We start from the raw sequence: 12,999 nt of genomic DNA, 5'->3' as shown, positions 1-12,999 counted from the left end.
ATTTTAAGAAACTGCTAACGTTATTTACGCTTTTCTTCAATTTTATATAACCCTGCACCGTGACTGGCAATAACTGGTGAAAAAGTACCGGAAAAGCTGCCAGCGGATTTTCCAGACCAGAGGTCCGTAATTTTACAGGAACCGGTAATTCCTAAAGTGCTGAGGTCAATAGGAATAGTCATGGTTGGCGTTGAGGGCTGATCCGCCGTGTTAAATACGGCCAGGTATTTGGCGCCGGTAGCGGGATCTTCTGCCATCCAGGCCGCTTTATCATCTTCCGCAAAAAGCGGACGGTTGCCGGTGCTGGAGTTTAATACTTTCAGTACGTTTTTATTAGTGAGTAAGGAAAGCGTAAAAGGATCGTTGTCGGGCAGGTTGCCTCCAAACATCAGGGGCGACTTAAAAATGGACCATAATGTCATCAGGGTGTATTGCTCGTCTTTCGTGAACCCGCTCATACGGGGATGTCCTCTTTCCGCACGTATCCCGATACGGCCGAGTGGCAGCATATCTCCATCAGGATAGGCGCCGGGCGCTCTCCATTTATTCCAGCGTTCAAACACCTGGAAGTGTTCTTTTAACTGTTTCCAGTTATCCCAGAAGTCGCCTACAGTCCGCCACATATTAGCATATTGCTGAACATGGGCTGCGTGGTCAATGGGCGTTTCGCCGGGAGAGGTGCTTAAAACTATTTTTCGCCCGGTGCGGTCTATTGCTTTCCTGATCATTTCTATTTCGCCTGCAAAATAGATAGGAGAGGAAAGGTCATCTACTTTTACAAAATCGAGGCCCCAACCGGCATACATTTCAAAAAGAGAATTATAATATGCCTGGGCGCCTTCCTTTTCCGGGACGATGGTGTACATATCATGCAGCCAAAGGCACTGACCTTCCTTTGAATGGATGTCAGCTGCTTTTACAGCAGTACCTTTCACCGGCATATTTTCCACTACTGCCTTAACGGGTATGCCCCTCATAATATGAATACCAAACTTTAATCCTTTGCTGTGGATATAATCGGCCAATGGCTTAAAGCCCTGGCCGTTTTGGGCAGACGGAAAACGATTTACTGCCGGAACAAATCTCCCATATTGATCGATGTTATATTCAGGATCTGTTTCATTATAGCCATGTGATTTATCGTTGCTCACATACCACCTGATGTCCACCACTATATACTCCCAACCGAAAGGCTTTAAGTATTTAGCCATGTAGTCGGTATTGGCCTTTACTTCCGCCTCCGTTACCGTGGGGCCATAACAATCCCAGCTGTTCCAGCCCATTGGTGGCACGGGCGCCCATTTATGAAAGTCCTGGCCTTGTACATGCTGTCCGGATAATATCGTGGTGAGGATGATCAGCGCAGTTAATCGCATCATGGTGATAAATCTCTATGTTGTTATGAATAAAGTGGAATTTGACTATTGAAGGTTGAAAATAATAAATTATTGAATAATAATTGTCAATTTAACACTTTATTTTAAACTGATCAGCAACACGATAATAGGCATTATCCAGCCTAAATTAGGCCACCAAACCCAAAGGTAACCAGAAGCAATGAAGGTAAGCCGTACGATGTAATAAAGGCATATTGGAAATCCTTTCGCATCCGCCAATTACCTGCTGCAACTGGTTAAGGTGATTGTCCATAGCAGCCGGCATAATGGTGTCAATATGTTTCTGTTTGTTTTGTTAGCTGGACAGTGATTTTCTTGTGAAAAGATACAAGGAGTATAAAAATTTACCGGAAAATCCTGATCTTATTGTTTTATTGGCCCATGTCCCAATTCACGCCGGAGTTGTTTTACTTCATGCTGAAGATCATGGACGCGGTTTAATAAATGGGTGATCGCTTCTATGCCTTCCAGGTTGATGTCCATGTCGTAGTGCAGGTGCACATATTTCTCAAGATCGGGCAGTTGGTCGTAGTCAATAAAATATTCCTCTTCTGTTTGCGTCAGCCTAATCAGGCCATAGTCGTTCAACGATTGAACAAACGTTGTTTCAATCCTATAATAAGTGCAGCATTGCTTTACAGATATATTTCTTGAAGTATCCATAACTACCTTTTTTGGCGCTCTTCAGCAAGTTCTTTAAATAATTCTTTTTCCCTTTCTGTCAGGTTCTTTGGAATTTGTACCTGGTAAGTGATGTAGAGATCTCCGAATGTTCCTTCCTGTTTATACACCGGGAATCCTTTCCCTTTTAAACGCACGCGGGTGCCGCTTTGTGTTTCCGGCGCCACCTTTAGTTTTACTTTTCCGTCGAGCGTATCTATCGTTTCCTCTCCGCCCAGGAGGGCTTTGTAAAGATCCAGGGGGATATCGGTGTAGAGGTCGTTCCCCTTGCGCACAAAGGCCGTATCGTTATGGATCACAAAAGTAATATAGAGATCGCCGTTGGGGCCTCCGTTTGTACCTGGCGCGCCGAAGCCTGCAATCTTTATCTCCTGGCCGTCTTCGATCCCCGCAGGAATGGTGATCCGTATATTTTTTCCGTTGACCGTAAATGTTTGCTTGTGGGTTTTGTAGGCATCCGACAAATTCACCTGCATGGATGCACGGTAATCCTGTCCTTTAAAGCGGGCCTGCCGGCTGCCTGCTCCGCGGTTGCCGAACATGGAGGTGAAGAAGTCGGAAAAATCGCCGTCTTCTTCATTGAACGACTGGTAGCCGCCACCACCGGCTCCAAAAGGGTTGCCCCTGGCGCCTCCCGAGGCTTGCTGCTGCCGGCGCGCTTCTTCAAACTGATCGGCATGCTTCCAGTCGGCGCCGTACTGATCATACTTTTTCCTGTTTTCAGGATCACTTAATACTTCATTCGCTTCGTTGATCTGCTGAAAAGTTTTCCCGGCCTGCGGATCATTCGGGTTTAAATCCGGGTGATGTTTACGCGCGAGTTTCCGGTATGCCTTTTTTATGTCTCCCGCAGAAGCATCTTTAGGGACGCCCAGAATCTTATAATAATCGATATAATCCATTCCGTTTAAATATTACTTATTGATAGATAAAATCACGCTGTGTCATCTGAAGTATACTGCTTCAGCATGTCCATTGACGGGGCAAAGAAGAGGCTGCCGGTATGGGCCGTACTGAAATCAAGTATCCTGTCGTAATTGCCTGCCGGCACGCCGATAAACATTCGTTCCAGCATTTTAAAGGTAGTACTGAACGGGATAACTTCTCCCATGCTTCGTATCCGACCCCCATTACGCAGGTAGCGCGGCCACCGGGCGCCCGTATAATAAAGGTATGATTAAGATTAGGTACCAGGCCGCAAAGCTGCTCAAAAGCAGGTTTTATTTTCACATTCTCCCTAAACTTCCAGACGGTGAAGATGGTGTTATTGTTGGGGTAGTCGGTGACATCCTGCGATTCATGGCGTATTGCTCTGCTCATATTAAAAATGCTATTGGATTGTAAGAAATTATACTAAGTAACAACAAATCATCACCAGATTGGTGTTTATACTGCAACGGAATTTAATGCATTTTCAGCTATTCTGTGTATAACCAGCCTCTGCTTTTTTTGGTTCAAAATATCATAGAACAAAAAAGCCCTGGAATTACTCCAGGGCTTTTGATATTGTGTGTGGGCTTAATATCCATCGTTTTGGATCAGCACCGGCGCGTTCCGGTCTATCTCCGTTTGTGGGATGGGCCAGAATTCATAGTTGGCTTTGTATTTAGTTTTGACAGTAGGTTGCAGTGGATTGGGTACAAAACCATCCAGTTTTTGAACGGCAATACCCCAGCGTCTCAGGTCAAAATAGCGGATGCCTTCCAGTGCAAATTCAACTCTTCTCTCATGCCGGATCCTGGTGCGCATTTCGGCCTGGGATAGCCCGGCAGGCAGATCGGGCATATTGCTCCGGTTTCTGACAAGTTTGATGGCGGCATATACCGAGGCATCGGGACCGGTTGCTTCATTCTGCGCTTCTGCATACATGAGCAGGATATCTGCATAGCGGAGCAGCACAAAGTCGTTATCATCGATAGTGCCGTAGTCGGGATCGGTAAGGCCTGGATCCAGCCATTTTTTTACGGCATAGTAGCCGGTGGTCCAGCTATCTTTTCCGGGTGTGGCTATTGCGAGGGCGCCGGTAAAGGGCCATCCCTGCGCTTTGGTATCGCCTGGGAAGAAGAAGGTCAGGCGCATGCGGGGATCGCGGTTTTCAAACGGTTTCCCTTTTACATATACAGCTGAGGAAGCGGTATCCTTGCCATCTGCGGCTTCATATTCATTGATCAGGTCCTGCGTTCCCTGTTCTCCTTTCCAGCGCTGGAGGTTTACAGAAATAGCCACATCCTGGTGCAGGATATTGGGGCGCTGGTATTTCACAGAGAACATGATTTCCTTGCTGTTATTCTGATCGGGCTTATAAAAGTTGGCGGCGTAATTTGCAAAGAGACTGAATTTGTTAGCCGTCATGATTTCCTTTGCCAGCGCGGCAGCTTCAGCGTAGCGTTTCTGAAACAGGAGTACTCTTACTTTATATCCCTGGGCAGTGGCCTTTACGGCATGGCCATTTGTATAACCTGCATCGGGCAGGGAGGCGATAGCGAGATCCAGGTCGGCCAGTACCAGTTTTAATACTTCGGCCCTGTCGGATTTAGCCCGGGTGGATTTATAGTCTTCCTGGAAAGGATCATCCGTAAAGATGATGGTATTGCCATAGAGCTGCGCCAGCCAGAAATAGTGAAATGCCCGCAGGAAATACGCTTCTGCTTTATATTTTGTTAACTGATCGCCGCTGAGCACTTTGTCTACGTTGGCAAGAAAAGAATTGGCGGCAGCTATCGCCTGATAACAGTTGCTGTAATAGGAGTATACAAAATCGCCGGACTGGGGAGTGATACCCGAAGTGAGGGCGCTTAAACCGCCACCGTAGTTATACTGACCGTAGGAGTCGTCCGTAAAATTATCCCAGGCGAAAACGGTAAACTGTGAGGTGGCGTATCCACCACTGCCGGCGTAGAGATAGTTGTACAGGCCGGTGAGCGCCTTGTCTGCATCGTCGGGTGTTTTCCAGAAAAAAGCCGATGATAGTTTATCCGGAGGCGTTACATCCAGCAGGTCTTTGTTGCATCCGCTGCACAATATAAAAGCCGTTGCGGTTATCGTGAATATTAATTGCTGAAACTTTTTCATAACTGAACTTTTAACAGAGGAAATTAAAACTGAACCATAGCGCCAAAGGTGTATGTTTTGGTTTGCGGATAGGTAACATAGTTGCCGTCTCCTACGCGTTCGGGATCAAGCCCCGGGAATTTGCTGATGGTGAATACATTTTCAGCGGTAAAGAACACCCGCAGCGATTTTATACCTATCCGGGTGATGGTGGCCGCCGGCAGGTTGTAGCCCAACTGCACATTCCTGAGCCGGAGGAAAGAGGCATCTTTCAGGAAATAAGTGGAGGCATAGTTCTGAACGGGAGCGTATCCATCGGCTACGTATATTTTAGGCATGGTGGTGCTGGGGTTTTCCGGTGTCCAGCGGTTGCGCCAGTCTGTGGTGGGCACGGAGCCTTGCCGGAATGGTTCTATTCCCCATCCGTTTACATAAATCTTTTGTCCCTGTGAGCCATAGAATTGTGCGCTCAGGTCAAAGTTTTTCCATGATGCGCCAAGATTAAACGCATATTGGAAAGTGGGATATTTTCCTTTGGTATAGGTCCGGTCTTTATCATCGATCACGCCATCACCATTCACATCTTTAATTTTCAGGTCGCCGGGAGTGGCGTCTACAGGTTGTTTGGGTGATTTGGCAATTTCATCTGTGCTCTGAAAAATGCCATCCCATTGGTAGAGGTAGTATTCATCCAAAGGGTGTCCTTCTTCCCGGATGGTGGTACCGCTGATTTCGCGCTTGCCAAATTCTTCCAGTATATTTTTGTAACGCTGGAAATTGGCGCCAATATACCAGGTAAAGTTTTTACCGATTTTATCGTTGTATTGCACGTTGAATTCAAATCCTTTGTTTCTTACGGCTCCGTTATTGATAATAGGCGCTGCTAATCCCAGCCACAGCGGCACCTGGGAGCTACGGAGGATATCAAACGTGTATTTATTGAACCAGTCGCCGGTAAAGGTAAGCCGGTTATCGAATGCGGTGAGATTAAGACCGATATCCAGCACCCGGGTGGTTTCCCAGGTAAGGGTGGGATCTATAATCTGGCTGCCGGTAAAGCCGGTGGATACATTGGAGCCAAAAGCATAGGGTCTGTTATCGAGTGTGGATTGATAAGGATAGGTACCGATGTTCTGGTTGCCCAGTTGTCCCCAGGAGGCGCGTATCTTCAGGTCGTTTATCCAGGAAACATTTTTCAGGAATGATTCTTCCGATGCGCGCCATGCGCCGGAAAAGGAATAGAACAATCCCCAGCGGGTATCTGAAGGCAGCCGGGAAGTGCCATCGTATCTTACACTGGCGCCGAGCAGGTATTTATCTTTATAATCATAATTCGCATTACCATAAAATGAGCGGATAGCCCATGTACCGGACGTACCGTTATTGGCCTGTCCTTCTGTAGGGCCTGCATTCAGTTCTCTCAGCAGATTGGTGGGAAACTGTGTACGGCTGGCATTGAGGGTATCGGCTTTGTTTTGCTCCTGCTGATAACCTGCCAGGGCGGAGAGGTTATGGTCGCCGAATTTATTTTTATAGGTAAACTGGCTGTAATAAACGGTATAGATGTTACCGGTGTTGCCCACCGTCAGTCCGGGTGTACCGTCGTCGAGCAATCCGGCAGGGCTCATGTCACTGAAATAATAGGTAGGTACAACGGGTCTGAAGTCACTGTATTTGTAGTTGTCGTAATTCATGCCGGCCCTGTTTTCCCATCTTAATCCATCCACAATGTCCACGTCGAGGGAGAGATTGCCCTGTGCGTAGTAGTCGTTTGTTTTAACCCGGATATCTTCATCAACGATCGCCACGGGGTTTTTGTTACCCAGTTCATTGGAGTAGGCTTTCTTGATCCATTTTCCATCGCTGGAAGCAGGGTAGAGGGGCGACTGCGCCAGGGCAGAAAGGAACATATCGCCTGCCCCGTTTTCAGGATACTTCCTGTCGGCGTACCGCATCTGCACATTGGTGCCGATGGTCACCCTTTTGTTGATCCGGGAGCTGAGGCCCAGGTCCAGGGTATATTTTTTATAATCGAAGCCGATTAACACGCCTGGCTGCGTGCTGATACCTAAACCAAGACTGTACGTAGTATTCTCTTTTCCGCCGCTCATATTCAGGTAATGGTTCTGGGTATAAGCCGTGCGGAAGATATCGTCCAGCCAGTTGTGATTAGGGTATTTAACCCGGTCGGTGGCCTGTTGGTACAGATCGATCTGCTGCTGGGTATAAAGCGGTGCGAGACCTGAATTAGTCCGGGCTTCGTTCGACAGCTGCATGTATTCTGCCGAGTTGGAAATAATCTGCGGCAGTTTGGCAGCTTTTGAAACACCGAGATTATATCCATAAGTGAGCGAAAAACCGCTGCGTCCTTTTTTTGTTTTCACTACAATTACGCCGTTGGCGCCGCGGGAGCCATAAATGGCTGCTGATGCGGCATCTTTCAACACGGAAATGGATTCGATGTCGTTGGGATTTAAAACGCTCAGGCTTCCCGGTAAGCCATCTATCACCACGAGCGGGTCGTTGCCGGCCCCGCTAAAAGTGCTGATGCCGCGTATACGTAGCTGTATATTTTCATTTCCCGGTTCGCCTGAGCCCTGCGTTACCTGCAATCCTGGTAACTGGCCCTGCAGCAGGGATACGGGGTTGGTAGCTACCCGTTTGTTCAACTCTGCACCGGAGATGGTAGCCACAGCACTGGTTAGTTTATGTTTTTCCTGTGTGCCGTAACCCACTACTACTACCTCATTTAATCCCGATACATCTTCTTTCAGGGTGATGTTGAAGGAAGATTGACCGGCAACGGGTATTTCCTGTTTGAGGAATCCGATGGCAGATACTACCAGGATGGCATTTTCCGGCACCTGCAACGTAAACAACCCTTCCGGCGTTGTTAATGTGCCGATGGTAGTACCTTTTACCTGCACCGTCATGTTAGGTAGCGGAAGGCCTTTTTCATCTACCACCTTCCCGGTAATTTTTTTAGTTTGAACCCGGTCGCCGGCGTTTTTAAATACCACCATACTGTTATCGAGGATGGTATAATGAAGGCCGGTTTTGAGTGCCACGGCATCCAGTACTTCCCGGATATCAGCCTTTTCCATTGTGAGACTGAGTTTGGGTGTTTTCTCTGTTTCGTTGTTGCTGTAATAAAATGTGTAGGTCGTTTTTTTCTCGAGATAGCGGAACACTTTCTCGATATCTGCATTGACGAAGGACACGGATATCGTATTCTGCGAAAATCCTGCTGCAGTGGCCTGGAAAAACAGCAGGAACAATACACCGGTAAATTTGATCATGAGAAATAATTTTCGTCTATTATAAAGTAAGGCGAACGTGGTTTGTTTCAATGCTATTTTCATAACCTGGAAGTGAGCTTATAAAATCAATAAATCTGAAAATCTGTGGAGGTCCATAACGGAGATTCCGGGCATAGCAATGCCGCTAGGGAGGTCGCTCCCCAATCATGATACTATTTTTCATAACTTCTGGTTTACTTGATTGTCACTATATCATCCTGAATGGAATAATTAAATGGTTGAATATTCTGGAGTACCTCCAGCAGTTTTTCAATAGAAATATTATCTGCCCGTCCGGAAAATCTTAACATGGCCAGTTGCTGATTTTCAATGTTGATTTTCACTCCATACCAGCGTTCCAGTCGTTGTGAAAGTGCCAGCAGTGATTCATTACGGAATATGAGTTGGTTGTTCATCCAGGCAGTTTCCATTACATGAATGGTATCTGTTGATGAAAGGACAGACAGTGGCTGACGTTCAATTTTTGTTTGTTCTTTACTACCCGGTCCGGCGATGCTGTTGCCTGTTCCGGTATGATCGTTTATTGTTTTCCGGAGAATTACTTTCTGGTTTGGCATAACCTTTATCACTTTACGTTCATCCGTTGCCGTTACTTCCACTGCTCCTGAAATCACGGAGGTTTCCTCGAAATCCTCTTCTTTATAGGAGCGGACATTAAACGCGGTACCCAATACCCTTATATCCATTTTTTGTGCATGGATGATAAATGGCCGGTTAGGCGCCTGTTTGATATCAAAATAAGCTTCCCCGCTCAGGTATACTTCTCTTTTGGCCCTATCCAGTTTTTCGGGATACCTTAAAGTGCTGCCGGCATTGAGCCAGATAATACTGCCATCAGATAACCGGATCTTTGTTTTCATACCGGCATCGGTGGATACGATCTTATATCCGGGATGTTGCCGGTACAGGTACACAAAGGTGAGCATGGTCGTTATACCCAGCACGGCAATGGCTACGGATAGCTGGTATTTATAAGCGTGCAGGAACTTTTTCCGGGAGCTTTTGCCGGTTAAAGGCGGTTCTGCAGTAATGGTTCCCATCACCTTGTTTATCAGTGCATTGGTGTGTGCTTCTTCCTCAGCAGCCGGTATCTTTTTAAAAGATAGCTGCTCCAGCTGTCCCGTCCGGATCCAGTCTCCCGGATGCTCCAGCAGGAGTTTGTCCAGTTCCGTTTTTTCTTCCGTGGAAATCTCGCCGCTCCAATGCAGCGCCAGTAATTCCCATAATCGTTTGGTCATTTACAGAAAGTATGATTTCAGTTGATTCCCTATTAAGACAACGCAAAAAAGAAAAACAATTAAGGCGGGCAAAAAAAAGTCAGGAATAGGAATATTGTATGGAGGAACCCAGTGCCGCCGATATTTTTTTGAAGGCGATGGTCATTTGTACATTTACGGTAGCTTTGGAGAGGTCGAGCAGGGTGGCTACCTGTTCATAGGTGAGCCCTTCTTCTTTTACGAGGATGAATATCTGGCGGCAGCGGAGGGGTAAAGAGCTGATGGCGGCATTGATGTGCGATAGCTGTTCCTTACTGATCAGGATGTCTTCCGGGTTTTTGGAAGTAACGCGGTTTACCTGTATTTCCCAGGCGGTATGGTGCGTACTGCGGCGGCCATTGCTTTTCAGGTAGTTGAGCGCGGTATTTTTAACGGCTTTAAAAAGATAATACCGGACATCGTCAGGGGAGGGGACTTGTAGTCTTTGTTGCCATATTTTGATAAATACATCTGCCACAATTTCTTCCGCTTCTGCCTCATTACCTACAATATTACCGGCGAAATGCTTCAGGGAAGGGGTGAACGCTTTCATCATTTCTTTAAACGATGAAAGGTTCCCTGTTGACCAAAAAGAAGTATAATCGTGGTTTTGACTGCTCATAATAATGACCAGAGCAAGATAACTTTTCTTTAGATAGGTACGCTATGCAGTATTACCCAATTTTGATATTATATTATCATAAGTAGGAAGTCCGGTCTTTGTGTTCAAAAGCGGACAATTTTTGTATCGAAAATGAACAAAGCTGTATTTATTGTACAATTACTTTATTGTAAATCAATTAAATAAGTATCCGGCATTGTCTTGGCGCAGCATTCCCGCAAATCCCGTACGTTGCAGTCCGGGAGTCATCCAGGTATTATGATTAGAAATTTCTTCAAGGTCGTTTGCCGCAACCTGCTGCGTAATAAAGGTTTTTCAACCATCAATATTACGGGGCTTGCTGTAGGCATGGCCGCCGCTATACTTATTTTGCTGTGGATACAGAACGAACGGAGCTACGATGGGTTTCATGCCAACAAAAAACGGATATACGAAATATGGAACCGCGTACCTGTTGATGGCAAACTCTCAAGCTGGAATACCGTTTCCGCATTAACTGCCCGCGCGGTGGAAAAAGATCTGCCTGAAATAGAGCGTGCGGTAAGGGTAGGGTCGGGTAGTACTTCTCTTTTTTCAGTGGGAGATAAAAAGCTGATAAAATCGGGGATCCTGGTGGATACCGGTTTTCTCCAGATGTTCAGTTTTCCCATGCTGAAAGGCGATCCGGTTTCGGCGCTAAACGACGTGCATTCGGTGGTGCTTACCGAAAAAACCGCTAGAAGTTTATTTGGCAATGAAGACCCGGTAGGGAAAATTGTAAAAATTGAGAATAAAGATAATTTCACGGTTACCGGTGTTTTAAAAGATCTGCCAAACAATACCAGATTCGATTTTGAATACCTGTTGCCCTGGTCCTATTTTAAGTACAGGGATGGAGAGGATTTTGGCTGGGGAGATAACAGTACATCTACTTATGTACTGCTAAAACCCAATGTAAGCTATGCTTCCGTAGCGGCTAAAATAAAGGATCTGAAACAGCGCTACAGCGATGAGGCAAAAGAAATGAAATGGGAGCTGTTTATTTACCCGCTCGACCGCTGGCGTTTGTATTCAAGCTTTACCAATGGTGTGGAAGATAACGGAGGACGCAGCACATTCGTAAAGATATTCAGCATTATCGCCGGGTTGATATTATTGATTGCCTGCATTAATTTTATGAACCTGAGTACCGCACGCAGTGAAAAACGGGCAAAGGAAGTAGGAATAAGAAAAGTAGTGGGGGCACAGAAGAGTTCACTTATCAGTCAGTTTATCGGGGAATCTGTTTTTATCGCCTTTCTGGCCGGTATGGTGGCGATCCTGATTGTTCAGCTAAGTTTGCCTGCCTATAACCAGCTTACGGATAAAAAACTATTTCTCAATTTCAGCAATGTCTATACCTGGATGGCGTTTATCGGGTTTATCCTGTTTACCGGTTTGTTAGCCGGTAGCTATCCTGCCTTCTTTCTTTCCTCTTTCCAACCCGTTAAAGTATTAAAGGGCACCTTTAAAAAAGCAAACGCACTGGTAACGCCGAGAAAAGTATTGGTGGTACTACAGTTCACATTTGCCACTGTTCTTATCATTTGCACTATTATTGTAAAGCAGCAGATAGACTATGCCCGTGAGCGGGAAACAGGATATAATAAAGATAATCTTGTGTATCATTTCATGACAGGTGATATATCGAAGAATTACGCGCTGATAAAAAATGAATTGCTTGAATCTGGTATTGCGAAATCAGTGACAAAAACAAACTCCCCGCTTACTGAAAGGTGGAGCAATGGATGGGGCCAGGATTGGGAAGGAAAGGACCCGAATGATAAAACATCGTTCGACCGGTATTTAGCTGATGAAGGGTTAGGCGCTACTGCGGGGCTACAATTTATTGAAGGCCGTGATTTTGATCTTAAAAAATTCCCTACTGACTCAACAGGATTGATTGTAAATGAATCGTCGCTGAAAGTATTGAAGTTCAAAGATCCGATTGGTAAAACAATCAGTGATCTTGGCATTAAGTGGCACATTGTAGGGGTTATTAAGGATTTTATTCTTACCAGTCCCTATGAACCAACAAGGCCGATATTGATATGCGGCGCCAAAAGCACCTTCATGAATTTCCAGGTGGTGCAGATAAAGCTAAACGGAGATTATGCTACTGCGAAAAATCTTGAGAAAATGGAGTCTATTTTCAAAAAATACAACCCGGATTATCCGTTTGAGTATAAGTTTATAGATGAAGCCTATGCACGGAAATTTGATAATGAACAACGCCAGGGCACTTTAGCCGCTTTGTTTGCGGGGCTTACCATTTTTATTTCCTGCCTGGGGTTATTTGGTCTTGCTGCGTATATGGCAGAAAGCAGGATCAAGGAAGTGGGTGTGCGGAAAGTATTGGGCGCCTCAGTAGCTGGTATTACTGCCTTATTGGCTAAAGATTTTGTAAAGCTGGTTATTATTTCATTTGTAATAGCGGCGCCATTATCATATTGGACGATGTATAAATGGCTGCAATATTATGAATATCGTGTTGCCATTCACTGGTGGGTATTCGCACTTGCGTGTATCCTGTCTGTAGTAATTGCCATCGCAACAGTAAGCTACCAGGCAATCAAAGCGGCATTAATAAACCCGGTGATAAGCCTGAGAAAAGAGTAGGTTCCCCGCCCTGGGCATTCCCTTTGTCATGCGGG

The 12,999-nt window shown here is 45.9% G+C and carries 9 protein-coding genes and 1 pseudogene; 1 reads left to right on the top strand and 9 read right to left on the bottom strand.

Annotation, left to right across the window (positions count from 1 at the left end):
• Window positions 1-20: 20 nt before the first annotated feature.
• From ACMXI2_RS15170 to ACMXI2_RS15130, 9 genes and pseudogenes are all read right to left on the bottom strand, one after another.
• Complete coding sequence (locus tag ACMXI2_RS15170) at window positions 21-1,379, bottom strand: glycoside hydrolase family 27 protein (protein WP_483776942.1); 1,359 nt, start codon at window positions 1,377-1,379, stop codon at window positions 21-23.
• 145 nt (window positions 1,380-1,524) lie between these two features.
• Window positions 1,525-1,677: pseudogene (locus ACMXI2_RS15165) on the bottom strand (hypothetical protein); the annotation flags it as partial.
• 83 nt (window positions 1,678-1,760) lie between these two features.
• Window positions 1,761-2,060: a chaperone modulator CbpM gene (locus ACMXI2_RS15160; protein ID WP_483776941.1), complete on the bottom strand. Its 300-nt coding sequence runs from the start codon at window positions 2,058-2,060 to the stop codon at window positions 1,761-1,763.
• A 2-nt stretch (window positions 2,061-2,062) separates the two neighbouring features.
• Window positions 2,063-2,980, bottom strand: a complete 918-nt coding sequence (locus ACMXI2_RS15155) for a DnaJ C-terminal domain-containing protein (protein WP_483776940.1) — start codon at window positions 2,978-2,980, stop codon at window positions 2,063-2,065.
• A gap of 32 nt (window positions 2,981-3,012) precedes the next feature.
• Complete coding sequence (locus ACMXI2_RS15150; protein ID WP_483776939.1) at window positions 3,013-3,189, bottom strand: hypothetical protein; 177 nt, start codon at window positions 3,187-3,189, stop codon at window positions 3,013-3,015.
• A gap of 407 nt (window positions 3,190-3,596) precedes the next feature.
• Entirely contained in the window at window positions 3,597-5,150 is a 1,554-nt protein-coding gene (locus tag ACMXI2_RS15145) for a RagB/SusD family nutrient uptake outer membrane protein (RefSeq protein WP_483776938.1), read from the bottom strand.
• A 23-nt stretch (window positions 5,151-5,173) separates the two neighbouring features.
• Window positions 5,174-8,428: a SusC/RagA family TonB-linked outer membrane protein gene (locus ACMXI2_RS15140; RefSeq protein ID WP_483776937.1), complete on the bottom strand. Its 3,255-nt coding sequence runs from the start codon at window positions 8,426-8,428 to the stop codon at window positions 5,174-5,176.
• A 194-nt stretch (window positions 8,429-8,622) separates the two neighbouring features.
• Window positions 8,623-9,687 carry a FecR family protein gene (locus ACMXI2_RS15135; RefSeq protein WP_483776936.1) on the bottom strand — a complete coding sequence of 355 codons (1,065 nt, stop codon included), beginning with the start codon at window positions 9,685-9,687 and terminating at the stop codon, window positions 8,623-8,625.
• A 79-nt stretch (window positions 9,688-9,766) separates the two neighbouring features.
• Complete coding sequence (locus ACMXI2_RS15130) at window positions 9,767-10,261, bottom strand: RNA polymerase sigma-70 factor (protein WP_483776935.1); 495 nt, start codon at window positions 10,259-10,261, stop codon at window positions 9,767-9,769.
• Window positions 10,262-10,585: 324 nt separating this feature from the next.
• Between ACMXI2_RS15130 and ACMXI2_RS15125 the strand changes: the two genes are divergently transcribed.
• Window positions 10,586-12,964 carry an ABC transporter permease gene (locus tag ACMXI2_RS15125; protein WP_483776934.1) on the top strand — a complete coding sequence of 793 codons (2,379 nt, stop codon included), beginning with the start codon at window positions 10,586-10,588 and terminating at the stop codon, window positions 12,962-12,964.
• Window positions 12,965-12,999 lie beyond the last annotated feature (35 nt).

It is taken from the genome of Chitinophaga sp. G7 BAM 1005 (genome assembly GCF_057126945.1).
This window is presented reverse-complemented; position numbering and strand designations above follow the sequence as displayed.

Bases quoted from the DNA above. Each gene is read 5' to 3' on its own strand.
- ACMXI2_RS15145 (WP_483776938.1), bottom strand. From the start codon at position 5,150: ATGAAAAAGTTTCAGCAATTAATATTCACGATAACCGCAACGGCTTTT.
- ACMXI2_RS15130 (WP_483776935.1), bottom strand. From the start codon at position 10,261: ATGATGAAAGCGTTCACCCCTTCCCTGAAGCATTTCGCCGGTAATATT.
- ACMXI2_RS15140 (WP_483776937.1), bottom strand. From the start codon at position 8,428: ATGATCAAATTTACCGGTGTATTGTTCCTGCTGTTTTTCCAGGCCACT.
- ACMXI2_RS15125 (WP_483776934.1), top strand. From the start codon at position 10,586: ATGATTAGAAATTTCTTCAAGGTCGTTTGCCGCAACCTGCTGCGTAAT.
- ACMXI2_RS15135 (WP_483776936.1), bottom strand. From the start codon at position 9,687: ATGACCAAACGATTATGGGAATTACTGGCGCTGCATTGGAGCGGCGAG.
- ACMXI2_RS15150 (WP_483776939.1), bottom strand. From the start codon at position 3,189: ATGGGAGAAGTTATCCCGTTCAGTACTACCTTTAAAATGCTGGAACGA.
- ACMXI2_RS15160 (WP_483776941.1), bottom strand. From the start codon at position 2,060: ATGGATACTTCAAGAAATATATCTGTAAAGCAATGCTGCACTTATTAT.
- ACMXI2_RS15170 (WP_483776942.1), bottom strand. From the start codon at position 1,379: ATGATGCGATTAACTGCGCTGATCATCCTCACCACGATATTATCCGGA.
- ACMXI2_RS15155 (WP_483776940.1), bottom strand. From the start codon at position 2,980: ATGGATTATATCGATTATTATAAGATTCTGGGCGTCCCTAAAGATGCT.